General features: G+C 67.1%; 23 protein-coding genes and 1 pseudogene. 4 read left to right on the top strand and 20 right to left on the bottom strand.

Going from position 1 to position 23,082, the window contains the following annotated elements:
- Positions 1-123: 123 nt before the first annotated feature.
- From smc to ACZY0X_RS30800, 13 genes are all read right to left on the bottom strand, one after another.
- Positions 124-3,717 carry a chromosome segregation protein SMC gene (gene smc, locus ACZY0X_RS30860; RefSeq protein WP_463775829.1) on the bottom strand — a complete coding sequence of 1,198 codons (3,594 nt, stop codon included), beginning with the start codon at positions 3,715-3,717 and terminating at the stop codon, positions 124-126.
- 37 nt (positions 3,718-3,754) lie between these two features.
- Entirely contained in the window at positions 3,755-4,054 is a 300-nt protein-coding gene (locus tag ACZY0X_RS30855) for an acylphosphatase (RefSeq protein WP_463775827.1), read from the bottom strand.
- Entirely contained in the window at positions 4,038-4,454 is a 417-nt protein-coding gene (locus tag ACZY0X_RS30850) for an OsmC family protein (protein ID WP_463775826.1), read from the bottom strand. Before ACZY0X_RS30850 ends, ACZY0X_RS30855 begins: the two co-directional genes overlap by 17 nt.
- Positions 4,455-4,518: 64 nt before the next feature.
- Complete coding sequence (gene mutM, locus ACZY0X_RS30845) at positions 4,519-5,367, bottom strand: bifunctional DNA-formamidopyrimidine glycosylase/DNA-(apurinic or apyrimidinic site) lyase (protein ID WP_463775825.1); 849 nt, start codon at positions 5,365-5,367, stop codon at positions 4,519-4,521.
- Positions 5,360-6,109, bottom strand: coding sequence for a ribonuclease III (gene rnc, locus ACZY0X_RS30840; protein WP_463775824.1), 750 nt, complete (start codon positions 6,107-6,109; stop codon positions 5,360-5,362). The genes mutM and rnc overlap by 8 nt, the downstream gene beginning before the upstream one ends.
- Complete coding sequence (locus tag ACZY0X_RS30835) at positions 6,106-6,708, bottom strand: YceD family protein (RefSeq protein WP_463775823.1); 603 nt, start codon at positions 6,706-6,708, stop codon at positions 6,106-6,108. Before ACZY0X_RS30835 ends, rnc begins: the two co-directional genes overlap by 4 nt.
- A 59-nt stretch (positions 6,709-6,767) precedes the next feature.
- Positions 6,768-7,505 (bottom strand): cell division protein SepIVA, encoded by a 738-nt coding sequence (gene sepIVA / locus ACZY0X_RS30830; protein WP_463775822.1) that lies wholly within the window; start codon positions 7,503-7,505, stop codon positions 6,768-6,770.
- An 88-nt stretch (positions 7,506-7,593) separates the two neighbouring features.
- Positions 7,594-8,079, bottom strand: coding sequence for a pantetheine-phosphate adenylyltransferase (coaD, locus tag ACZY0X_RS30825; RefSeq protein ID WP_463775821.1), 486 nt, complete (start codon positions 8,077-8,079; stop codon positions 7,594-7,596).
- A gap of 11 nt (positions 8,080-8,090) precedes the next feature.
- Complete coding sequence (rsmD, locus tag ACZY0X_RS30820; RefSeq protein WP_463775832.1) at positions 8,091-8,657, bottom strand: 16S rRNA (guanine(966)-N(2))-methyltransferase RsmD; 567 nt, start codon at positions 8,655-8,657, stop codon at positions 8,091-8,093.
- Entirely contained in the window at positions 8,654-12,073 is a 3,420-nt protein-coding gene (locus tag ACZY0X_RS30815; RefSeq protein ID WP_463775819.1) for a pyruvate carboxylase, read from the bottom strand. Before ACZY0X_RS30815 ends, rsmD begins: the two co-directional genes overlap by 4 nt.
- Before the next feature lie 52 nt (positions 12,074-12,125).
- Positions 12,126-12,758: a vitamin K epoxide reductase family protein gene (locus ACZY0X_RS30810; protein ID WP_463775817.1), complete on the bottom strand. Its 633-nt coding sequence runs from the start codon at positions 12,756-12,758 to the stop codon at positions 12,126-12,128.
- A complete protein-coding gene (locus ACZY0X_RS30805) occupies positions 12,755-13,531 on the bottom strand; it encodes a DsbA family protein (RefSeq protein ID WP_463775816.1) in 777 nt (258 codons plus the stop codon). Before ACZY0X_RS30805 ends, ACZY0X_RS30810 begins: the two co-directional genes overlap by 4 nt.
- 44 nt (positions 13,532-13,575) lie before the next feature.
- Entirely contained in the window at positions 13,576-14,751 is a 1,176-nt protein-coding gene (locus ACZY0X_RS30800) for an alpha/beta hydrolase (RefSeq protein WP_463775830.1), read from the bottom strand.
- Between the two features lie 110 nt (positions 14,752-14,861).
- Here ACZY0X_RS30800 and ACZY0X_RS30795 point away from each other — a divergent pair.
- The 3 genes and pseudogenes from ACZY0X_RS30795 to ACZY0X_RS30785 form a co-directional block, all read left to right on the top strand.
- Positions 14,862-15,208, top strand: a pseudogene (locus ACZY0X_RS30795) (aldo/keto reductase); the annotation flags it as partial.
- A 5-nt stretch (positions 15,209-15,213) separates the two neighbouring features.
- On the top strand, positions 15,214-16,053 hold the full coding sequence (locus tag ACZY0X_RS30790; RefSeq protein WP_463775814.1) for an aldo/keto reductase: 840 nt from the start codon (positions 15,214-15,216) through the stop codon (positions 16,051-16,053).
- Positions 16,054-16,062: 9 nt separating this feature from the next.
- Positions 16,063-16,461 carry a DUF1622 domain-containing protein gene (locus tag ACZY0X_RS30785; RefSeq protein WP_463775813.1) on the top strand — a complete coding sequence of 133 codons (399 nt, stop codon included), beginning with the start codon at positions 16,063-16,065 and terminating at the stop codon, positions 16,459-16,461.
- On the opposite strand, the gene ACZY0X_RS30780 is transcribed toward ACZY0X_RS30785, so the two are convergent.
- The 5 genes from ACZY0X_RS30780 to ACZY0X_RS30760 form a co-directional block, all read right to left on the bottom strand.
- Complete coding sequence (locus ACZY0X_RS30780) at positions 16,424-17,038, bottom strand: methyltransferase family protein (RefSeq protein WP_463775812.1); 615 nt, start codon at positions 17,036-17,038, stop codon at positions 16,424-16,426. The genes ACZY0X_RS30785 and ACZY0X_RS30780 overlap by 38 nt on opposite strands.
- A gap of 128 nt (positions 17,039-17,166) precedes the next feature.
- The gene (locus tag ACZY0X_RS30775; protein ID WP_463775810.1) at positions 17,167-18,102 is read right to left on the bottom strand and encodes a CorA family divalent cation transporter; all 936 of its coding nucleotides are present in this window, start codon (positions 18,100-18,102) and stop codon (positions 17,167-17,169) included.
- A 36-nt stretch (positions 18,103-18,138) separates the two neighbouring features.
- Positions 18,139-18,327 (bottom strand): hypothetical protein, encoded by a 189-nt coding sequence (locus ACZY0X_RS30770; protein ID WP_241399843.1) that lies wholly within the window; start codon positions 18,325-18,327, stop codon positions 18,139-18,141.
- Positions 18,328-18,719: 392 nt separating this feature from the next.
- Entirely contained in the window at positions 18,720-19,547 is an 828-nt protein-coding gene (locus ACZY0X_RS30765; RefSeq protein WP_463775809.1) for a serine hydrolase, read from the bottom strand.
- Positions 19,548-19,654: 107 nt separating this feature from the next.
- A complete protein-coding gene (locus ACZY0X_RS30760) occupies positions 19,655-20,317 on the bottom strand; it encodes a DsbA family protein (protein WP_463775808.1) in 663 nt (220 codons plus the stop codon).
- 111 nt (positions 20,318-20,428) lie between these two features.
- Here ACZY0X_RS30760 and ACZY0X_RS30755 point away from each other — a divergent pair, with 111 nt between their 5' ends.
- Complete coding sequence (locus ACZY0X_RS30755) at positions 20,429-21,661, top strand: L,D-transpeptidase (RefSeq protein WP_463775806.1); 1,233 nt, start codon at positions 20,429-20,431, stop codon at positions 21,659-21,661.
- Between the two features lie 5 nt (positions 21,662-21,666).
- On the opposite strand, the gene ACZY0X_RS30750 is transcribed toward ACZY0X_RS30755, so the two are convergent.
- Positions 21,667-22,587 carry a M56 family metallopeptidase gene (locus tag ACZY0X_RS30750; protein WP_463775805.1) on the bottom strand — a complete coding sequence of 307 codons (921 nt, stop codon included), beginning with the start codon at positions 22,585-22,587 and terminating at the stop codon, positions 21,667-21,669.
- On the bottom strand, positions 22,584-22,979 hold the full coding sequence (locus ACZY0X_RS30745; protein WP_463775804.1) for a BlaI/MecI/CopY family transcriptional regulator: 396 nt from the start codon (positions 22,977-22,979) through the stop codon (positions 22,584-22,586). Before ACZY0X_RS30745 ends, ACZY0X_RS30750 begins: the two co-directional genes overlap by 4 nt.
- Between the last annotated feature and the right edge of the window lie 103 nt (positions 22,980-23,082).

The raw sequence follows: 23,082 nt of genomic DNA, 5'->3' as shown, positions 1-23,082 counted from the left end.
TCGCACGCCCGCCGAAGAACTCGAACGACTACTGTCCAACCCGACCACGTTTGTTGCGATCACCGCTTGAATCTGCCCGCCAATTCTTCGCAGTGGCGTCACGTTGGGCAGGCCCCGACCCGGTTAGCCGCTCGGTGACACCAGTTCCTGGCCGCGCATCCGCTGCGAGATGACCGTCGTGATGCCGTCGTCACGCATGGTCACGCCGTACAGCGCGTCGGCGATCTCCATCGTCGGCTTCTGGTGGGTGATGACGATGAGCTGGGAGACCTCGCGCAGCTGCTCGAACAGACTGATCAGGCGGCGCAGGTTGACGTCGTCGAGGGCGGCCTCGACCTCGTCCATGACGTAGAAGGGTGACGGCCTGGCGCGGAAGATCGCCACCAGCATCGCCACCGCGGTCAGCGACTTCTCGCCACCGGACAGCAACGACAGCCGCTTGATCTTCTTTCCAGGCGGGCGCGCCTCGACCTCGATGCCGGTCGTCAGCATGTCATCGGGATTGGTGAGCAGCAGCCGTCCCTCACCACCCGGGAACAGCGTGGCGAACACCTGGGTGAACTCGCGTTCCACGTCGGCATAGGCCTCCGCGAACACCTGCAGGATGCGGTCATCGACGTCGGCGATGACATCCAGCAGATCCTTGCGGGCCGCCTTGACGTCCTCGAGTTGGGTCGACAGGAAGTTGTAGCGCTCCTCGAGCGCCGCGAACTCCTCCAGCGCCAGCGGGTTGACGCGGCCGAGTTCGGAGAGTTCGCGTTCGGCCTTCTTGGCACGCCGCTCCTGGGTCGGCCGGTCATACGGCATCGGCGCGGGTGCGGTGACCTGCTCGCCGCGTTCGCGGGCCTGCTCGTACTCGGCCATCTCGAGTTCCGATGGCGGCAACGACACGTCCGGTCCGTACTCGGCGACGAGATCGGCCACTGCCATGCCGAACTGCTCGAGCGCCTGCTGCTCGAGCTGCTCGATGCGAAGTGCCGCTTGGGCTTTGGCGACCTCGTCGCGGTGCAGCGCATCGGTCAGCGCGGTGATACGCGCAGCGAGTTCGTTGACCTCCGTGCGCGCCCGGGTCAGCCCCTCGCCGCGCAGCCTGCGCTCCTCGGCCAGCTGATCGCGGCGGCGTGACGACACAGCGACCGCCTCGGCGAGCCTGGTCGCCACCAGCCGGCCCGACTCCTCCACGGCTGCGGCCATTTTCGCGGCCTGTTCGCGAGCCTGCTTGGCGCGCTGAGCGCGAAGCCGGGACTCCCGCTCGGCAGCCGCAGTGCGGCGCAGCGAATCAGCGCGTCCCCGAACGGCGTTCGCGCGCTCCTCGGCAGTCCGCACCGAAAGCCTGGCTTCCACCTCGGTGGCGCGGGCCGCCTCGGCGGCGGTCACCGACTCCGAACGACTGTCGGGCTGAGCCTCGAAGGTGGGCGCCTGCTGCGCGTTGTGCAGCCGCTCCTCCAACTCGACGAGCTCCTCCACGGTGCCTGCGCGGCCCGTCTCCAGCTCCTCACGCTGACGTATGAGGCGCTGCCACTCCTCGTCGGCGATGCGGGCCTCCTGCCCCAGCCGGCCGAGAGTCTCGTAGATCGACGAGATCGCCGCGTCGGACTCGGTGAGCGCTGCCAGCGCCTGCTCGGCGGCGTCCTGGCGAGCCGACTGCTCGGCCAGCGCACCGGAGAGCGCCGCCGACAGGTCGCCGACCTGACGCTCGGAGGCTTCGAGCTCGGCGCGCGCCTTGTCGATCTCGGACGCGATCTCCAGGGTGCTGACCTTGCGGTCCGATCCGCCGTTGACCCAGCCCGCACCCACCAGGTCGCCGTCGGCGGTGACGGCGCGCAGCGCAGGCCGGGCGGTCACCAGCGCCAAGGCGGCAGCCAGGTCCTCGACCACGACGACGCGGCCGAGCAGGGCAGCGATCGCGCCCCGCAACCTCGCCGGCGTCTCAACCAGGTCAAGTGCCCACAGTGCGCCCGCCGGCAGTTCACCGTCACCGTCTCGGACGGCGGTGTCCTCGGGCCAGTCCCCCAGCACGATCGCCGCCCGGCCGCCGTCGGCTTCCTTGAGCGCGGCGACCGCGGCACGCGCGGCACCGGAGTCATCGGCGGCCAACGCGTCAGCGGCCGTACCCAATACCGCGGCCACCGCGACCTCGTAACCGGTGCGCACCCGGACCAGTTTGGCCACAGTGCCGAAAAGTCCTGCGCCACCGTGATTCTGCTGCAGCCAGGCGGCGCCGTCACGGCGGTCCAGACCGACGGCCAGCGCGTCGATCCTGGCACGCAGGGACGCAACCTGACGCTCGGCGCCACGTTCGGCCGCCTGCAGTTCGGCCACCCGCTCGTCGGCCAGTCGCAGTGCAGTCACCGAGCGGTCGTGGTGCTCGTCGAGACCCATCTCACCGGCGTCCAGTTCCCCGACGCGACTCTGGACGGTCTCGAACTCCGCCTTGGCGGTCTGGGCGCGGGAGGCCGCCTCCTCAATGCCCACCGTGAGGCGGGCGACGCCCTCATCTGTCGACTCGACGCGCGTGCGCATGGTGTCGACCTGACCGGCCAGCCGAGCCACACCCTCACGGCGGTCGGCCTCCGCTCGCGCCGCCGCCATGTGCGCGCGTTCGGCGTCGGCAGCGACACGTTCGCGCTCGGCCAGTTCGGCGCGCGCCGCCTCCAGGCGCATGCGGCACTCCTCGAGCTCGAAGAGGAGTTCCTCCTCGTGCGCGGCGACCTCGTCGGCCTCGGCCTCCAACTCGTCGGGATCCACCCCCGTGGAGACCTCGACGTCGGCATCGAATGACTGCGCCCTGTCGGCTGCGATGCGCACCGTCGCACCGACCCGCTCGGCCAGTGCGGACAACCGGAACCAGGTCTGCTGAGCGGACTCGGCGCGGCCGGTCAGAGCGTTCACCGCCTCCTCGTGTGCGGCGAGTTCGAGCGAGGCGGCCTCCAGGCGCGTGGTGATCTCGTCGTGCTCGCGCCGCAGCGAGGTCTCGGCCTGATTGGTGTCGTCGAACTCGGACTGCCGGGTCACCAGGTCGTCGGCGGCCAGCCGCAGCCGGGCGTCACGCAGGTCGGCCTGGATGGTCTGGGCCCGCCGGGCCATCTCGGCCTGCCTGCCCAGCGGCTTGAGCTGCCGGCGAAGTTCGGTGGTGAGGTCGGTGAGCCGGGCGAGGTTGGCCTGCATCGAGTCGAGCTTGCGGACCGCCTTTTCCTTGCGCTTGCGGTGCTTGAGCACACCGGCCGCCTCCTCGATGAAGGCACGGCGATCCTCGGGGCGCGACTCAAGGATCTCCGACAGCTTGCCCTGGCCGACGATGACGTGCATCTCTCGGCCGATGCCGGAGTCACTCAGCAGTTCCTGCACGTCCATCAGCCGGCAACTCGTGCCGTTGATCTCGTACTCTCCGGCGCCGTCGCGGAACATCCGGCGCGTGATCGACACCTCGGAGTACTCGATGGGCAGCGCATTGTCGGAGTTGTCGATCGTCAGCGTCACCTCGGCGCGGCCCAGCGGGGCACGCGATGACGTGCCGGCGAAGATGACGTCCTCCATCTTGCCGCCGCGCAGCGTCTTGGCGCCCTGCTCGCCCATGACCCACGTCAAGGCGTCGACGACGTTGGACTTTCCCGATCCGTTGGGTCCCACGACGCAGGTGATGCCCGGTTCGAAGCGCAGAGTCGTCGGCGAGGCGAAGGACTTGAAGCCCTTCAGCGTCAGACTCTTGAGATGCATGGGGTGCCACATTACCTTTGGGCACCCCCCGCGCCCGTCATCTCTCGATGAAGCCCTCGAACCGCTCACCTGCGGCGGACCAGTCCGCGACGACAACATCCACGTGGCCAGGCGTGCCGCCGCCCTCCAGCAGGTCCAGCAGGCGGCGACAGTTCGATCGCGGGCCCCTGGCGACGACGTGCACACGACCGCCGGAGCAGTTCGCGGCGAAACCGGTCAGCCCCAGCTCAAGTGCGCGCGACCTGGTCCACCAGCGGAAACCCACACCCTGCACGTGGCCGTGCACCCACGCGCTCAGCCGGACGACCTCATCGGGATCGTCAGGCGTGCGGCTCATGGGCGACCTTGAAGCTCACCTCGGTCCCCGACTTCAGCGTGCGCCCCACGGTGCACACCTTGTCGATCGAGCGTTCGACGACGACTCTCAACTTGGCCACCTCGGCGTCGCTGAGCCCGGACAGGTCGACCACCAGGGTCTCCTCGAGGTGCGGATAGCGCTCCTGCTCCCGGTCGGCGGGGCCGGACACCCGGATGGTGGTCTGGTAGTCGTCACCCAGCCTGGTCCGCAGGGGACTGTCGCTGGCCATCCCGCTGCACGCGGCCAACGCGATCTTGAGCAGCTCGCCGGGGGTGAAGACACCCTCGACGTCCTCGGATCCGATCAGTACCTCGGCGCCGCGCGAGCTACGCCCGGTGTAGCGGCGCACCCCCGTCCGCTCGACCCACAGTTCGGTCATGTGTCTCCTCTGCTCGCGCACTGCTTGGTTTCAACGACGGGTTGGTGTCAACGACGCGTTGGTTTCAACGACGCGGCCTCGGCTGGCATTTCGGGCAGTAGTACGACGACCGGTTCATGAACTTCTCGCGTCGTATCGCCGCGCCGCATCGTCGACACGGCTCACCCTCACGGCCGTACGCATCGAGTGACCGGTCGAAGTATCCCGACTCGCCGTTGACGTTGACGTAGAGCGAGTCGAACGACGTGCCGCCCTGATCCAACGCGTCCCGCATGACGTCGGTCGCGTGGTCGAGGATGGCCGCCAGCTTCGGCTTGGTCAGTGTCTCGGCCAGTCGCGCACCGTTCACCTGCGCCCGCCACAGTGACTCGTCGGCGTAGATGTTGCCGATTCCCGACACCACGGTCTGGTCGAGCAGCTGACGCTTGATCTCGGAGTGCTTGCGCTGCAACACCTTCACCACCGCGTCGCGGTCGAAGCGAGGATCGAGCGGATCGCGCGCGATGTGCGCGACCGGCTCCGGGACCTCGGTACCGTCGACCGTGACGAGATCTGCCAGCATCCACCCGCCGAACGTGCGCTGGTCGACGAAGCTGAGCGCGGTCCCGTCATCGAGCAGGGTGGCGATGCGAAGGTGCTCGGTGCGCGTGACCGGACCCAGCAGCATCTGCCCGCTCATCCCGAGATGCACCACAAGCGCCTCGCCACCACCGAGAACGAGCCACAGGAACTTTCCGCGCCGCCCGGTCCCGACGATCTCGGCACCCAGCAGGCGTGCGGTCAGATCCGCGGGCCCCGCCTCGTGTCGCCGGACCGCGCGCAGGTGGTTGACCCGGACCGCCGTGATGCTGCGCCCGGTGACGTGGGTGTCCAGGCCGCGCCGCACCACCTCGACCTCGGGCAGCTCAGGCATTGGCGGTGGGCGGTGGGGCTGTATCCCCCGCCGCCTGTGAATCCAGCACAGTCTCGGAGTCCAACGCGGTCCACGCCTGCGCGGCTGCCTTGACCTCCGCCTCCTTCTTGGAGGTGCCGACGCCGGTGCCGTACTCCTGGCCGTTGACCAGGACTGAGGCGGTGAACACCCGGTCGTGGTCGGGTCCGTCGGAGGTGACGACGTACTTGGGCATGCCGAGTCCGCGCGCCACCGCGAGTTCCTGCAGGCTCGACTTCCACTCCAGGGCGGCACCCAGGGAGGGCGCCGTGTCGAGCAGCTCACTGAAGAGGCGCAGCACCACATCGCGCGACACGTCGAAGCCGTGTTGCAGGTAGACCGCCCCCAGTAGTGCCTCGACGCCGTCGGCCAGAATGCTGGCCTTATCGTGGCCACCCGTCACGACCTCGCCGCGGCCCAGCAGCAGGAACGAACCCAGCCCGGTCTCGGTGAGACCGCGGCCCACATTGGCCAGCGCCTGGGTGTTGACGATGCTGTTGCGCAGTTTGGCCAGTTCACCCTCGGGGCTGTCGGGGTGGCGGTGGATGAGGATATCGGCGATGAGCAGCCCGAGGACCGCGTCACCGAGGAACTCCATGCGCTCGTTGGTGGGCAGGCCACCGTGCTCGAAGGCGTAGCTGCGGTGGGTCAGCGCCACCGTCAGGATGTCCTCGGGCAGATCCACGCCGAGCGCTTCGAGCAGCGGAGTCCGATCGGCCGTCACGCGCCGGCTCCGTCGTCCTCCGACGCCGACTTCTGCACATCGGGCAGCATCGCGGACAACTTGGCCCACCGTGGATCGATCTTGTCGTGGTGGTGATCGGGTTCGGCGTCAGCCAGCGGCGTCCCGCAGTCGGCGCACAGCCCTGGGCAATCCGGCACGCACAGCGGCGTGAACGGCAGCGCGAGCCCGATGGCATCGATAATCGGCTGCTCCAGATCGACGGTGTCGTCGATGACGTGGCCGATCTCGTCGGCTTCGGTGGTCGCCTCCGTCACGCTGTCGGGATAGGCGTACAGCTCCGTCAGCTCGATCTCGACGTCGCCGGTGACCGGGGTCAGGCACCGGCCGCACTCGCCCGCTGTCGGCGCCGACACCGTGCCGGTGACCAGCACACCCTCCGATACCGACTCGAGCCTCAGATCCAGTTCGACGGGTGCATCGCGTTCAATCGCGATGAGCTGCATCCCAATACGCACCGGCGAGCCAACCGTCTCGTGAATCTCCTGCATCGATCCGGGGCGACGGCCCAGACCCAGTGTGTCGATGACGAACGGCGACCGAGGACCTCGCCGTGCTCTACGTCCAGTCGTGGCAGCCATGGCCGCAATCCTACTGCTATCGCTGGCCGCCCGAACCGCGCCTGACCTGCCCTTGACGGTCAGCGTTGTGCGTAGTCGTGAGTGCCCGCGGCGGTGCGCAACTGGTGCCGCCCCCGACCTACCGAGCGCAGTGTGCCGTTGAGGTAGTCCTCGAACTCGGCGAGCTTGCTGTCGACGTAGATATCGCACTCGCCACGCAGTCGATCCGCTTCGGCGTGGGCGGTGTCGATGAGCCTGGTGGCCTCCAACGTGGCCGTTTGCACGATCTCGGTCTGATGCACCAGGCGCTGCTGCTCCTTGATGCCCTCCTGAACGGCCTTCTCGTAGGAGAGGTTGCCGTTCTCGATCAGGCGGTCGGCCTCGGACTTCGCGCGGCCGGTGCTGGCGTCGTACTCACGCTTGGCGGTCGCGGCGATGCGCTCGGCCTCGGCACGGGCCTCGCCGACCATCCGCTCGCTGTGCTGGCGAGCCTCTGCGACCATCCGGTCGGCCTGCCCCTTGGCATCGGCGAGCAGCCGGTCGGCCTCAGCGCGTGAGTGGTTGATCAGGGAGTCGGCCTCGGCGGTGGCGCTGTTCACCATGTTGTCGGCGTGGTCCTTGGCCTCGCGCAGCATGCCGTCGCGGGCGTCGAGGACGTCCTGGGCATCGTCGAGTTCGCCGGGGATCGCGTCCTTGATGTCGTCGAGCAGCTCGAGGACATCACCGCGGGGCACCATGCAGCCGGCCGTCATCGGCACGCCACGAGCTTCCTCGACAATTGCCCCAAGCTCGTCGAGCGCTTCGAATACTCGGTACACGGCAACACCCTCCCAGGCGTAGTTGGTGATACCAGTGTGCCTGGTGTTACGCCTGTGACTCGGCTTTACCGTCGGTGTGTCGCGGTGTCTAACCGCTGCCGTCTGCGATCTTTGCTCGCAGACGGGCGTTCACGGGCTCCGGCAGCAGCGCGGACACGTCACCGCCGTACGTCGCGACCTCCTTGGCCAACGATGACGACACGAACGAGAACTGCGGCGTGGTCGCGACGAAGAAGGTGTCCACGCCCGCGACGTGCTTGTTCATCTGCGCCATCTGCAGCTCGTACTCGAAGTCGGTGCCGGTGCGCAGCCCCTTGACGATCGCCGTGAAACCGTGGTGCTTGACAAAGTCCACGACCAGCCCGGAACCGGACTCGACCCGCAGATTCGGCAGATGCACTGTCGACTCGCGGATGAGTTCGATGCGCTCATCGGCGCTGAACATGCCCTTCTTGTTGGGATTGACCAGCACGGCGACGATCACCTCGTCGAACTGGGCACACGCCCGCTCGAAGACGTCCACGTGACCGAGGGTCACCGGGTCGAACGATCCTGGGCATACCGCGCCACTCATGGTGGTGGAGGCTACGCGTCGAACTCGCCGAACTCGACGCGGGTGTCGCCATAGCGGCGTTGCGGCCAGGCAGTCCACCGCTGAGGCCACTGCACGGGTTCGGACGCTGCGGGCCTCTCGAGCACCACCACAGCGCCCGCGGTTACCCATCCCGCGCCGAGCGCCGCGATCACCGCCTCGACATCGGACGTCGGCACCTCATACGGCGGATCGGCGAACACGAGGTCGACAGGACGGGCCGGGGCCGAGGCGAGCACCGCGTCGACCGACCCGCGCCGCACTGACGCGCCCCGGACACCGAGCGAGGACACATTCGCGGCGATCGCGTCTGCCGCGCGCCGATCGGACTCGACGAAGACCGCCGACGCCGCGCCACGTGACAACGCCTCGAGTCCGAGCGCGCCGGACCCCGCGTACAGATCGAGGACGTGGCAACCGTCGAAGTCGAGCCGCGACGTCAGCACGTTGAACAGCGACTCGCGGACCCGGTCGGTGGTGGGGCGGGTGCCCGACCCGGATCGCTGCTGCGGCACCGTGATCCGTCTGCCGCCGAACTCGCCGCCGATGATGCGGGTCAGTGCGATCCCCCGGTCGCTTCGCTCCTGCCCGCCGAACCGACCACCACCAGCAGGTCACCGCCCTCGACCTGTGCGGTGGCCGAGACCGCGATGCGGTCGACGGTGCCCGCCTTGGGCGCGGTGATGGCCGCCTCCATCTTCATCGCCTCGATGGTGGCGATGGTCTGTCCGGCGGACACCGTGTCACCAACGGCCACACCGACGGTGATCACTCCGGCAAACGGGGCGGCGATGTGGTCGGGGTTGGTCTTGTCAGCCTTCTCCGCGACCGGGATGTCGGTGGCGATGCTGCGGTCGCGGACCAGAACTGGGCGCAGCTGACCGTTGAGCAGGCAGAGCACCGTGCGCATACCGCGTTCATCGGCATCGGACACGGCTTCCAGACCGATCAGCAGTTCGACGCCGCGTTCCAGCACCACGCGGTGTTCCTCACCCTGGCGCAGCCCGTAGAAGAACTGGTTCGCCGACAGTCGCGAGGTGTCACCGTAGAGCTCGCGGTGGGTTTCGTACTCCTTGGTCGGGCCGGGGAACAGCAACCGATTCAGCACCTCTTGCCTGTGCCGACCTCCGGTGCCAAGCGCCACCTCGTCCTCGGCGGCCAGCGGGGTCTCCGGCTTGGACGGAGCGCGACCCGCAAGTGCCTTGGTGCGCAACGGTTCCGGCCAGCCTCCGGGCGGGTCCCCCAATTCACCGCGCAGGAACCCGATCACGCTGTCGGGGATGTCGACGCGTCCCGGGTCTGCGGCGAACTCGTCTGCGGTGATCCCGGCACCGACCAGTGTCAGCGCGAGATCGCCGACCACCTTCGATGACGGGGTGACCTTGACCAGCCGGCCCAGCACCCGGTCGGCGGCGGCGTAGTTGGTCTCAATCTCCTCGAACCTGTCGCCGAGCCCCAGCGCGACGGCCTGTGTGCGCAGGTTGGACAGCTGCCCGCCGGGGATCTCATGGGAGTACACCCTCCCGGTCGGGGCAGGCAGCCCGGCCTCGAACGGCGCGTACACCTTGCGCAGCGCCTCCCAGTACGGCTCCAGATCGCACACCGCGTTCAGATCCAGGCCGGTGTCGAAGGCGGTATGCGCGGTCGCGGCCACGATCGCCGACAGCGCGGGTTGACTCGTGGTGCCCGCCAGCGGTGCCGACGCCCCGTCGACGGCGCTGGCCCCGGCGGTCCACGCCGCCAGGTAGGTGGCCAACTGCCCACCCGGGGTGTCATGGGTGTGCACATGGATGGGCAGGTCGAACCGCGACCGCAGCGCACCGACCAGGGCGGTGGCCGCCTGCGGGCGCAGCAGCCCGGCCATGTCCTTGATCGCCAGCACGTGAGCGCCGGCGTCGACGATCTGCTCGGCGAGCTTGAGGTAGTAGTCCAGGGTGTAGAGGTTCTCGGCAGGGTTGGACAGGTCGCCGGTGTAGGACATGGCGACCTCGGCCACCGAGGTGCCGGTCTCCCGGACCGCGTCGATCGCCGGGCGCATCGACTCCACGTTGTTGAGCGCGTCGAAGATCCGGTAGATGTCGATACCCGTTGCGGTGGCCTCTTGCACGAACGCCTTGGTCACCGTCTCCGGGTACGGCGTGTAGCCGACGGTGTTGCGCCCCCGCAACAGCATCTGCAGGCAGATGTTGGGCATCGCCTCGCGCAGCGCGGCCAGCCGGTCCCACGGGTCTTCCTTCAGGAAGCGAAGCGCCACATCGTAAGTCGCCCCGCCCCAGCACTCCACCGACAGCAGCTGCGGTGTCATCCTGGCGATGTGGGGCGCCACCAGGAGCAGACCGTTGGAGCGCACTCGGGTCGCCAGCAGCGACTGGTGCGCATCACGGAATGTGGTGTCGGTGACGCCCAGTGCCGGGGACTCCCGCAGCCAGGCCGCAAAGCCCTCCGGGCCCAGCTCGGTGAGCCGCTGCTTGCTGCCCGCGGGCGGCGGCGTCTTCAGGTCGACCGGCGGCAGCTTGTCATGCGGATACACCGCGGCCTGCCGCTCACCGTGCGGCTTGTTGACCGTCACGTCGGCCAGGTAGTTGAGGATGCGCGAACCGCGGTCAGCCGGCGTGTGCGCCGTCAGCAGCTGCGGTCGGTCATCGATGAATGAGGTGGTGACGCGGCCCGCCTCGAAGTCGGGATCGTCCAGAACCGCTTGCAGGAACGGGATGTTCGTCGACACACCGCGGATGCGGAACTCTGCCAGCGCACGGCGCGCCCGGGTGGCGGCCGATGCGAAATCACGGCCGCGACAGGTCAACTTGACCAGCATCGAGTCGAAGTGGGGACTGATCTCCGCGCCGAGATGCGTGCCGCCGTCGAGCCGGATACCCGCCCCGCCCGGGGATCGGTATCCGGTGATGCGTCCGGTGTCGGGCCGGAATCCGTTGGCTGGATCCTCGGTGGTTATGCGGCACTGCATTGCCGCGCCACGGATGTGCACCGACTCCTGGCTCAGTCCGAGATCGGCCAGCGACTCCCCCGCCGCGATCCGCAGCTGGCTGGAGACCAGGTCGACGTCGGTGATCTCCTCGGTGACCGTGTGCTCGACCTGGATACGCGGATTGCACTCGATGAAGACGTGATGGCCGCGCTCGTCGAGCAGGAACTCGATGGTGCCTGCGCAGGTGTAGTTGATCTGACGGGCGAACGCCACCGCGTCGGCACAGATCTTCTCGCGCACCGCCGGATCCAGGTTCGGTGCCGGCGCCAGCTCGATGACCTTCTGATGGCGGCGCTGCACGCTGCAGTCCCGCTCGAACAGATGGATGACGTTGCCGTGCGTGTCGGCCAGGATCTGCACCTCGATGTGGCGCGGGTTGATCACCGCCTGTTCCAGGTACACCGTCGGATCACCGAATGCCGACTCGGCCTCCCGGCTTGCCGCCTCGATCGCCTCGGCCAGCCCCGAGGCGTCCGCGACGCGGCGCATCCCGCGGCCACCACCGCCGGACACCGCCTTGACGAACAACGGGAATGTCATTGACTCCGACGCGGCAAGCAGCTCGTCCACCGATGCTGACGGCTCCGAGGACGCCAGGACCGGCAGGCCCGCGGCCCGCGCCTCGGCAATCGCGCGCGCCTTGTTGCCGGTCAACTCCAGAACATCGGCACTGGGCCCGACGAATGTGATTCCCTCGGCCGCGCACGCCGCCGCCAGCTCCGGATTCTCGGACAGGAAGCCATAACCGGGATACACCGCGTCGGCACCGGCGTGCTTGGCGACCCGGATGATCTCGGAGACCGACAGGTAGGCCCGTACCGGATGGCCGGGCTCGCCGATCTGATAGGACTCGTCGGCCTTCAGTCGATGCAGCGAATTGCGGTCCTCATACGGATACACCGCAACCGTGGCGATGTTCATTTCGTAGGCCGCCCGGAATGAGCGAACCGCGATCTCACCGCGGTTGGCCACCAGGAGTTTTGAAATCACGAGGTCACCCTAACGTCGCCGGTGTTACCCGGGTGTTACTTACGGATGGGCGCTACAGCAGTGTGGACCAGTAGTTCCAGAATCGCACCAGGATCATCAGGATCACCGCCGTGAACCACAGCGCCACCAACGACCATCGCCACTGCGCAACGAAGCCCGCGATGCGATTGCCTGCCGATGACGCAAAGGCGATTGAGGACGTCACGACGAGCAGCGGAATGGTCACGGCCCACACCACCATGCAGTACGGGCACAGCGCGCCGATGTGGTAGAGGCTCTGCACGATCAGCCAGTGCACGAAAACAGTGCCGAGCAGCGTTCCCGCGGCCAATCCCGCCCAATACCACCGCGGCAGTGGCACTTTGGCCAAGGCGAGCACACCCGTGATCAGAACGACGGTGAACGCGACGATCCCGATCAGCGAGTTGGGGAAGCCGAAGGCCGAGGCCTGCGGGGTGACCATCACCGACCCGCAGGACAGCACGGGATTGATGCTGCACGACGGCACGTAGGCCGGGTTGATCAGGAGTTCGACCTTCTCGATCGTCAACACCAGCGACGCAGCGAGACCGAGAACGCCTGCGATGAGGACCCACACCGCGCTCGCGGTGCGCACGCGCGCCGTGGCCCCGGCGGACGCCGACGGTTCGGCGACGGGAGCGGAATCTGGCGCGGTGGTGGTCACGGCGCCGCGGGTGCCTGACCGGGCAGCGGCGCGGCCGGAGCGGCGGTCATACCGGGCAGGTCACCGACCGTCTCCTTGATCTTGGCGACCAGGGCGTCGGGCGTCGAGTACTTGTAGTCCTCACCGTTGATCCGGATGGTTGGGGTCCCGGTGACTCCGGTCGCCTTGGCCAGACCGCCCACCATGTCGAGGTAGCGCCCACTGTTGATGCAGGCCGGGACCGAACCCGCCGCACCGGCCTGGCGGGCGGTCTCGATCAACTGCTCATCGGTGGGGAACGAGGTTCCGACTTCGCTGGGCTGCTGCGCGTACAGCGCGGCGTGGAAGCGGCGGAAGGCCTCCTTCGACTCGTCGGCGACGCAGTACGCCGCGGCGCCGGCGCGCGACGAGTAGTTCTTGTTCGCCGCCCGGTCCAGGATGGCCACCATGTGGTAATCCGCCGCCACGGCGCCACTGTCGATCAGCGCGCTGATTGTCGGGCCGAACCGCTGCTCGAGTGCGCCACAGGCCGGGCAGAGGAAGTCCTCGTAAAGACCCAGCACGACCTTCGGTTCGGTGGTGCCCTCCTTGGTGACCAACTTGCTGGAGGTCACGCGGATCGCCTGCCCCTCGTCGGCCGACGGCTTGGTCTCGCCGGACAGCACGATGTAGAGGACGAGAGCGACCGCGAAAATCACCACGACCGCGGTGAGCCCGATCTGGATCAGCAGATTGCGCTTGCGATCCGCAGCCTTGAGGTCGTAGCTCTGGGGCTTCTTGGGTTTGGTGGCCACGGGACAAGAGTACCGGCGAGCTCAGTGCGCTCCGAAACCCCCACTCAGCAGCGGCAGAGGTGCGCCTTGAGCGCCGACACCATGTCCGCGGTGGCGGTCGCGCTGCCGCCGCCGAGTGCGGAGAAGTTCGTGAACGCGTGCACCATCGACCCGTATTGACGGTGATCGACCGTCACCCCGGCCGCCGTCAGCGCCTCGGCGTACAGGTTTCCCTCGTCCCGAAGCGGGTCGAAGCCCGCGGTCAGCAGGAGCGCGGGCGGCAGGCCTGCGAGATCGTCGGCCAGCAGCGGCGAGATCCGCGGGTCCGACACCTCGATCGGTGCCCCGTTCAGATAGCACTCCCGAAACCAGTCCATGTGGGCCTTGGTCAGGAAGAAGCCGTCGGCGAACAGCGCCTTGGAGCGGGTTTCGCTCGCGAAGTTCGTGACGGGATAGATGAGCAGCTGCAGGGCGGGCAGTGGCACTCCCCGGTCCCGGTCGTCGCGCGCGAGGTGCGACACCACGGTGGCGAGGTTCCCGCCCGCGCTGTCGCCGCCGACGGCCACCCGCTGCGGGTCTGCGCCCAGCTCCGCGGCGTGTTCAACGGCCCAGCGGTAGGCGGCGTAGCAGTCCTCGATGGCGGCCGGCGCCTTGTGCTCGGGCGCCAGGCGGTAGTCGAGCGCTAGGACGTGGATTCCCGCATCACGGCAGATCAGTCGGCACAGGCCGTCGTGGGTCTCGAGGTCGCCGACCACGAAGCCGCCACCATGGAAGAAGACCAACAGCGGCTCGGGCCGGGCGGGGCCGCCAGGGCTGCCGACCGGAGCGTCATTCACAGGCGTGTAGTGCCGGGCCCGCATTGCCCCGGCTGGACCGGGTATCGAGAGGTTCCGCACGCCCACCGCAACACTGGAGTCGACGAGCGCGGCGAGTTTGCGCAGTTGGGTGCGTGCCACCGCCAGGTCGTCGCTGGCCACCAGGCCACCGACTCCGGAAGCCCGCTGCACGGCGAGCACCAACTGCAGTGTGGTGTCGAGGGTGTTGCCGTCGACGGTGACGGCACGTCCACCCAGCAGCAGCCGCTTGACCCGATCCGGGAGCCGCTTGAGCACCGGCAGCATGACACCGCTGGCCGCGTTCACGGCGGCCAGCTTGGCCCGTCCGGGTCGACCCGCGCCGGGATCGGCGACAGGCGCCGACACTTTCCCGGGTTGGCTTGCTGCTGGCTGACTCGACGTCATGGTTGATCCCTCGACTCCCTCGGTCACGCTCAACGACGGTAATTCGATCCCCGGCATCGGGCGGGTTTTTGGCGGACACCTCGCGGGGACGCCGACCGCGCGGCCGCGCCAGCAACTTCGACCCCGAGCATCCGCACAGGGCCGATCGACGCCGAGGATATCGTCTGGCCATCAATCAGGTTGAGCTGCACCCACTTCTGCCGTGATGCGAAAAGGGCCGGGCGCATGCCTGCCTCGGTGTGGCTACCACATCAAAACCCCAGCACAGGTCATGATTAGGTGGGGTAACCAGCTCGGTAATATCGTCATTCTGACATCGGTGAACCCCGACAGGATTGTGAGTGACTTCGACGTGTTCGACTTTGAGCGAAGCGAGCAGGGCATATCGTCCATCGCGGCGCTGGAGGACGGCACTCGACAGGGGCCCGATCCGCGAACCTTCAACTTCACAGGCTAGGTGACATGAGCTCGGTGGCATCCATCCCCAACGTCTCACTCAATGACGAGAACACGATCCCCGTGCTCGGCATCGGCGTGGGTGAACTGTCCGAGGCGCAGACCGAGCAGGCGGTGTCCGCGGCGCTGGAAATCGGTGTCCGGTTGATCGACACCGCAGCCGCGTACGGCAACGAGGCGGCCGTGGGCCGTGCCATCGCCGCCTCGGGTGTCCCGCGCGCCGAGATCTTCGTCACCACGAAGCTCGCCACTGAGAACCAGGGCTTCAAGTCGTCGCGCGACGCGTGCGAGGCGAGCGTGGAACGCCTGGGCCTGGACTACGTCGACCTGTACCTCATCCATTGGCCGGCCGGCGATCCCGGCAAGTACGTCGACAGCTGGGGCGGAATGATGAAGGCCCGCGAGGTCGGCCACACCAGGTCGATTGGCGTAGCCAACTTCACCCCCGAGGATCTCTCCAACGTCATCGACCTGTCGTTCTTCGTCCCCGCGGTGAACCAGATCGAGCTGCATCCGCTGCTGAATCAGGCGGACCTGCGTGCGGTCAATGCCGAGCACGGCATCGTCACCGAGGCCTACGGGCCGCTCGGGGTCGGCAGGCTGGTGGAGAACCCCACCGTGGTCTCGGTCGCCGGTGAGTACGGCAAGACGCCCGCGCAGACCCTGATCCGCTGGAGCATCCAGCTGGGCAACGTGGTGATCCCCCGTTCCTCCAAGCCCGAGCGCATCGCGGAGAACGTCGACGTGTTCGACTTCGAGCTGTCCGCGTCGCACATGGAGGCGCTCAACGCACTCGACGACGGCACCCGGTTCCGGCCGGATCCCGAGACCTACACCGGCACCTAGGGGTTTCCGATGTCGGTCGCTGAGTTCATCGATGTGACCGGCACGGCCATTGACGCCATCGGTGTCGCCGTCATCGCGGTCGGTGCCATCGTCGCGCTCGCGCTGACGTGGGTGCGCAGGCACCGCGTCGACGCCTACGAGTACTTCCGGCGACAACTCGGCCGGGCGATCCTGCTCGGCCTGGAGTTTCTGGTGGCCGCCGACATCATCCGGACCGTGGCGGCTCCCGACGCACAGAGCGTCGCCGTGCTGGCGGGCATCGTGCTCATCCGAACGTTCCTGAGCTTCTCGCTGCAGTTGGAGATGACGGGCACGTGGCCGTGGCAGAAGCGCCCATCGGAGAAACCGGGCACCGACACAGCCGCGACGGTCAAGGCTGTGCAAACACCCGCCCAGCACCCGGAATGAAGCGTCCAACGCGCTGCATGTAGTCGCCGTAGCGCTGTCCGTGCGTGGCGCGCAGATATGGCTCCTCGACAATGCGCACTTGCACCTCGATGGCCAGGAGCAATAGGCCGAAACCCGCCAGTGCCAGTGCATTCGGGGCCATGAGTGTCACGCCGACGCCGAACACCAGCATGGCGGTGAAGATGGGGTTGCGAACGATCGCGAACACGCCCCGCTCAACCAGCTGCGTCGTCTCGCCTCGATCGACGCCGATGCGCCACGAGTCACCCATCGACTCCTGCGCCCACAGCGTCGCCGCGATACCCAGAATCGCCGCGGCAGCACCCGCCAGGCCTACCGCGCGATGATCGAGAACGCCGATCGGGGACAGCACTCCCGTCAGTTGGAGGACCGGCGCCAGCACGCCGATCGCCATCGCCGCGACGAAACCCACCCCTGCCAGCCATTCCAATGATCCTGGCCTGCCGTGGATCCCGCGCATCCCGGTCGATCCCGTCCGGCGCCACTGCCGATAGCTCCGCCACCCGAACCCGAGGACGATGAACACCCCGTAGAGCGTCAGCGCTGCAATCTCCATGCTGTGGCCGCCTTCCCGTGTCAGCCAAGGAACCAGACGCGACTCACAATACATAGCAACATGCGCATGTGTCTATACGTGGGTCAATCTGCCGACGATCCAACCACCGACAGTCAGGCCGGGCGGGATCACCGCAGCCATCCCTTCTGCTTGATGTAGGCCAGCGGAATCAACGCCGCGACAAGCGTCATCAGCGTCGTCGCGAGGAACCCGTGCTGCCATTCCAGTTCCGGCATCCAGGTGAAGTTCATGCCGTAAAAGGTGGCGATCAGCGTGGGCGGCAGGAACACCGCGGTGATGATGGTGAAAACCTTCACGATCTGATTCTGCTTGACATTGAGCCAGGTCATCACGGACTGCTGCAGATAGCGCAGCTTGTCGTGCTCGAAACTGGCGTGCTGTTTCACTCCGTCGATATCGGCGATCAGGATGTTGATCAGATCGTCGAGATCGCTTGTTTTTCCGGGTGTTTCAGCGATCAGGTGGCGGGCGGCCCGCGCCAGCGACAACTGTGTCTCCTGTGTGCGTGACACGATCTCCTCGGCGCCGTTCATTCGCGCCATCGTGTCGCGCATGTCCATCACGCCAATCTCACGCCCGCGGCCGTCATGGCCCTGAGTCGCCGACTCGATGTCGTCGTTCATCGCCTCGACCGCGTCACTTGCGTAGTCGATGACCCGCTCGGACGCCTCATTGAGCGCCCACAACAGCGCGTACATCACCCCATGCGGGGAGGCCGTCAGATCTGGGGTGCGCCGCATCTTGGCGATGGCCTTGTCGAACGGCGTGAAGTGCCCCTTGGGCTGCAGTGTCACCACAATCTCGGCGCCGAGGGCGAACACGATCGTCGTACGGTCGATGGTGTCGCCGCGTTTGAAGTTCACCACCACCGGCAGGTAGATGAAGTTGTCGGTCTCCCAGACTCGGCTCCGTGCCGCTGCGAAGTCGACGCCAAGACGCCCCCGCAGTTCTGATGCCGCGTCCGCATCGGATGCCGGCAACTGAATCCAGACCCGCCGCAGCACGTCGGTGTCGAATCGGCCAGTGGTCACTGGTGTTTGCATGAGATGTCCTCCAGGTGTGACGGTGAGATCGGCCGCCTACTGGCCGTATGTCGAGTGCGCCGGTGAGTTCGACGAGGAGCCGACCTCGCGCTGCGGGTGGGCGTAGTGCATCGCGAGCAGTCCAGCACTTATGAGCAGATACAAGGCGACCGTGAACCAGATCGCCTGCCGTTCCAGATTCGGCGCCCGACGGGTGGTTTCGGATCGTTTGGTCAACGTGGGCATGACAGTGCTCCAATCATGTTGAGGTAGACAGATTTCGCCCGCAACTGGGCGTAGGCGCACACGTCAGGGGTGCGCCGACCGCACCGGCCGAGGATGTGTGGTGACGCCGCGACCTCCCCCACTAGTTCGGGGGTGTGCGGCTGGAAATCAGAGTCCGAGGTTCGATCGACATGTGTGTCGATCGACTCCTAGGCCAAGGTCAACGTGGACCCGGACGGGCAGATTCCGCGAGGGCGGCCCCACTCCGTCCGTTCATACTGTCGTCCGGCATGTGCCGCTCACCTCGCTCTCATCGTGCAACCCGCTGCTACCGCAGGACCTCTGCGCGCTGACCATTAGAAGCCCGAGGGTGGTGAAAAGTCAATCAATACCCCGACGTACGGCTCGCGGCACTAACTTCCAGCGAGCAGGATCCGGCTGAGTTGCGTAGTGGTGGTGACACCGTCGTCGTAGCCACCCTCATCGCCGAGCGCATTCATCACGGCCAAGGTGTAGCGCTGGGCGGGCCCGGCGAAGCCCACGGTGTTGACCACCCAACCACCCTCTTCCTGCGACCAGCCGTTCTTGTTGCCGGGCGCCATGGCAGCGCCTGCGCCCCAGACCCCCCATTGCTGCTGACCGTCGACTCGCTGCATCTCCGCCACCACCGCGGCGGCGTCGGCCGGCGCCAAACCGGTCAACACGTAGTTCATCAGCCCATCGAAGTCATCGGCCGTGGCCTTCTGAAATCCCCAATAGGGGAACACATCGCCAAATCCGGGCACAGGACGCACATTTGGCATCCCATAGCGCGGGAAGTTCGCGTTGAACACGCCATCGGTTCCGCCGTAGCGCGCCCACAGCGTGTCGGTTGCCGCGTTATCCGATTTCTGCAGCATCGCGACCATGAGGCGTCGGTCGGCGTCGCTGAGCCGAATCGCACCCGCCCGCTCGCGGGTGAGCAGGTCGGCGACCATCGCCAGCTTGATCGTCGACGCCGTCCAGATCGGGGTGGCGGCATGAGCGCTGCGGTACTTGGCACCCGTCACGCGATCGCGCAAAACGAATCCAACGGTGCCGGGCCGCGTCGCGACGTACTGCTCGGCCTCCGCGATGCGCTCGCGCAGCCCACATTGGGTGTCGGAAGCAGCACATGCCGCGCTCGCGACGGGTTGCACTGTCGCACTGCCGATCAGCAGGACCACCATGCTGGAAAGCACTGCGAGCAGACGCACGAGCATTGCCTGGCACCCCACTTCGACTGCGACACCGCGCGAATCCACGGGCCTACCCCGTAGTCGTAGCACGGTTGTCGCTGCTCGAGCCTGTTCGATGACGCGTGTCGACGTTATTGAAGCGCGTTCTCAATCGCATTGCGGAGATCGTCGGGACTCTGCACCGGCACCTGCTCGCCGTTGACGAAGAACGTCGGGGTGCCCTGTACGCCGAGCGCCTCGCCGTCATTGATGTCGAGTCGGATGCGCTGCAGTGTGGCGGGGTCGTTGTACGCCTCGTCGAACGCCGCCATGTCCAGGCCCAATTCTGACGCGAAGCCGCGGAACACGTCGTCGGCCGGCGTGCGCTTCTCCCCCCACTGCGCCTGAGTCTCATACATCTTGTGATACATCGGCTCGAGCTGCCCCTGCTGCGCGGCGGCCTCCACCGCACGCGCGGCGCGCTCGCCGTTGAAGTGCCCACCCAGCGGAAAGTAGCGCAGGACGAACTCGACGCGATCGCCGTACTCGGCGCGCAGCTGTTCGACGATCGGATACGCCGCCCGGCATCCCTCACACTCGAAGTCCAGGAACTCGACGAACGTCACGGCAGCGTCGGGAGCGTCGTTCAGTCGATGACTGTTCTCACGGACCACCTGCCCGGGTGCCGAGTCTGCCGACGGCTCGCCGGTCGTGTCGGAATCGCCTCGGCTCACGAGGAGAAAAACCGTGATCGCAGCGATGACGGCGATCGCGACCACTGTCAGCAGCGTCCGGCCGGTACGTGTTCCCAGCAAGAGTTCTCTCCCAAGCTCGTGTCGGTGTGCGGTGCGCCGGACCTGCATCTACGTAGTGACTACGTAGGATGGTAGCGCAACTGGTGTTCGGCGAGCGACGGGATGACTCTCATGAGGCTTGGCCACCCCTCGGCGATCCGGCGCCGACGCGGCATCTGGTGGACGACGGCGGCACTGATGACGATCACCGTCGTGGTGCTGGGCCTGAATTCGTGCGGAACCGCTACGACCCCGCCGCCGTCGGAACCCCAGTCCATCGTCGACAAGGGCACCCCCTACGACGATCTGCTCATCCCCGAGTTGCAGACGTCGGTCACCGACGGTGCCATCGGTGTCCCCGTCGAGTCGCCAGTCACCGTCAGCGCAGGCGGGGGTGTGCTTGGCGCAGTGAGCCTCGTCAACGAGGAGGGCCGCGAGGTCAGGGGCGAGCTGAGCGCCGATGGCGTCACGTGGCGCTCCGCGGAACCGCTTGGCTACAACCGGGAGTACACCCTGAACGCCGAGGCGTCGGGTCTGGCCGGTGTGACTCACACCAGCGCCACGTTCGAAACGCATTCGCCGGAGAACCTGACGATGCCCTACGTGGTTCCCACCGACGGCGCGGTCGTCGGCGTCGGACAGCCCATTGCTGTGCGTTTCGACGAGAACATCCCCGACCGCCTCGCGGCCCAGCAGGCGATCACGGTCACGACCACACCTGCGGTCGAGGGCGCCTTCTACTGGCTGAACAACCGCGAAGTCCGATGGCGCCCAGCGCAGTACTGGAAGCCCGGAACAACAGTCGAGGTTGCGGTCAAGACCTACGGCGCTCATCTCGGTGACGGCCTATTCGGTCAGGACGACGTCACGAGCCGCTTCACGATCGGCGATGAGGTCATCGCGACCGCCGACGACGCCACCAAGACAATGACTGTCCGAGTGAATGGGGACGTGGTCAAGCAGATGCCGATCTCGATGGGCAAGAACAAGACTCCCACCGATAACGGCACCTACATCATCGGCGACCGGTCCTCGTTCCTCGTCATGGACTCCTCGACCTACGGCGTGCCGGTGAACTCCCCCGATGGATACCGCACCGAGGTCAACTGGGCCACCCAGATGTCCTACAGCGGGATCTATGTCCACTCAGCGCCGTGGTCGGTCGGCAGCCAGGGTCGCGCCAACGTCAGCCACGGATGCCTCAACGTCAGTCCCGATAACGCCCGGTGGTTCTTCGACAACACCAGACGCGGTGACATCGTCGAGGTCATCAACACCGTCGGGTCCACCCTGTCTGGAACCGACGGCCTCGGCGACTGGAACATCCCGTGGGAGCAGTGGCGTCAGGGCAACGCCACGGTGTAGCGAGATCAGTGGTGACAGACCACATTGATGACGATGGGTGCGGTGACCGTCACGGTCATCGTGGCCGCCACCAACGCCTGGTGACACCATCGCGTCCCGCTGTGCACCGGGTCCAGCAGTCGGTTGGCGCGCGCGGCCACCGCAGTGGCAGCGACCGCAAGACCTCCGGCGCGCAGCGGTAGTGGTCCGGCCAGCATGACCATCCCCGCCACGAGGGATGTCGTGCCGTGACGACGGACCGCCGCGTCATCGGCACACATCTCCAACAGTTCGGTGACCGCCGCGGCGCCGCGTGTGAACAGCGGCAGACGCGTCAGGCTGCCGGCGAGCGCGCGCAACACCATCACGACGTGGTGATGTCGCCCGGAGATGTGGGCGTCCTCATGCGCGAGCACCGCCGCGAGCTGCGAGTCGTCGAGCGCCTCCATGGCCGCCGTGGTGACCACGATGGCATTCGGCCGGCCCACAACGCAGTACGCGGCCGGCCGCGCGGCGGGCACCACGAAGACGTCGGGCCGACCGGTGGGCACTCCGATGATTCGGGCGGCATGAGCGTGATCTCGACTCAGCGACCGCGAGCCCAGAACCGATCTACTCACCTTCACCGTCACGACCGCCGAGATCACCAGGCCCGCGATGATGAGAACCGCCAGACTCAACCGTCCCGGTGTCGCCTCTCGTTCGGGCATGCCAAGAAGTTCCAGGCACAGCACCACTGCCGAGGACCCCTCAAGCCCGCGCAGACCCGCCACGACGATGAGCGTGATCGCCGCCGTCCATGCGAGCAGTGCGCCGACGATGGCCGTCAACCACGCGGCGACACCGAGTCGCGGGCTCATGCCACGGCGAGTGAGTCGGGCCAGCAGCGGCGGTGACAACCACGTCACCATGGCCGCGTAGAGCAACAGGTAGGCGGCGGTTGTCATCGACGCCTCTTGTGGCTGTCGGAATGGCGCGGTGCCGCTTTCACCCGAAGTGCCGCCTTCAACTGAGCGGACTCCTCGGCGGTCATCTGCTCGACGAAGAACGCGAGGACCGCCTCGCGGTCGCCGCCATCGCTGAACGCCGCGCGCATCAGGTTGGCCGAGCGCTCCTCCCGCGTCATCATCGGCCAGTACCGGTACGCCTTGCCCTCTCGTTCCCGCCTCACCCAGCCCTTGCGGTGCAGGTTGTCCAGCGTCGAGAGCACGGTCGTGTAGGCGATCTGACGTGTGTCGGCCAGCTCTTCGAAGACCTGGCGAACGGTCACGCCGGCCTCGCGGTCCCACACCCGTTCCATGACAGTTGCCTCGAGGTCACCGAATCCTCGCTGCTGCATCCATACCTCCCGGCCGTCTCCCACAATCTAGCTGGCTGTAGGTCGAGTCAAGGGGTGTGGAGGCCGTAGTGCGCCGTCGCCCTGGGGCGGGGCGTGATTTCGA

The sequence above is a fragment of the Mycobacterium sp. IDUB_39 genome (assembly GCF_055419205.1).
This window is presented reverse-complemented; position numbering and strand designations above follow the sequence as displayed.

Coding starts and splice junctions, on each gene's coding strand:
- ACZY0X_RS30780 (WP_463775812.1), bottom strand. CDS start 17,038: ATGGAGATTGCAGCGCTGACGCTCTACGGGGTGTTCATCGTCCTCGGG.
- smc (WP_463775829.1), bottom strand. CDS start 3,717: ATGCATCTCAAGAGTCTGACGCTGAAGGGCTTCAAGTCCTTCGCCTCG.
- ACZY0X_RS30765 (WP_463775809.1), bottom strand. CDS start 19,547: ATGCTCGTGCGTCTGCTCGCAGTGCTTTCCAGCATGGTGGTCCTGCTG.
- ACZY0X_RS30750 (WP_463775805.1), bottom strand. CDS start 22,587: ATGACAACCGCCGCCTACCTGTTGCTCTACGCGGCCATGGTGACGTGG.
- mutM (WP_463775825.1), bottom strand. CDS start 5,367: ATGCCTGAGCTGCCCGAGGTCGAGGTGGTGCGGCGCGGCCTGGACACC.
- ACZY0X_RS30775 (WP_463775810.1), bottom strand. CDS start 18,102: ATGCAAACACCAGTGACCACTGGCCGATTCGACACCGACGTGCTGCGG.
- ACZY0X_RS30800 (WP_463775830.1), bottom strand. CDS start 14,751: ATGACGTCGAGTCAGCCAGCAGCAAGCCAACCCGGGAAAGTGTCGGCG.
- ACZY0X_RS30785 (WP_463775813.1), top strand. CDS start 16,063: ATGTCGGTCGCTGAGTTCATCGATGTGACCGGCACGGCCATTGACGCC.
- ACZY0X_RS30745 (WP_463775804.1), bottom strand. CDS start 22,979: ATGCAGCAGCGAGGATTCGGTGACCTCGAGGCAACTGTCATGGAACGG.
- ACZY0X_RS30790 (WP_463775814.1), top strand. CDS start 15,214: ATGAGCTCGGTGGCATCCATCCCCAACGTCTCACTCAATGACGAGAAC.
- coaD (WP_463775821.1), bottom strand. CDS start 8,079: ATGAGTGGCGCGGTATGCCCAGGATCGTTCGACCCGGTGACCCTCGGT.
- ACZY0X_RS30835 (WP_463775823.1), bottom strand. CDS start 6,708: ATGGCTGCCACGACTGGACGTAGAGCACGGCGAGGTCCTCGGTCGCCG.
- ACZY0X_RS30770 (WP_241399843.1), bottom strand. CDS start 18,327: ATGCCCACGTTGACCAAACGATCCGAAACCACCCGTCGGGCGCCGAAT.
- ACZY0X_RS30755 (WP_463775806.1), top strand. CDS start 20,429: ATGAGGCTTGGCCACCCCTCGGCGATCCGGCGCCGACGCGGCATCTGG.
- ACZY0X_RS30850 (WP_463775826.1), bottom strand. CDS start 4,454: ATGACCGAACTGTGGGTCGAGCGGACGGGGGTGCGCCGCTACACCGGG.
- ACZY0X_RS30855 (WP_463775827.1), bottom strand. CDS start 4,054: ATGAGCCGCACGCCTGACGATCCCGATGAGGTCGTCCGGCTGAGCGCG.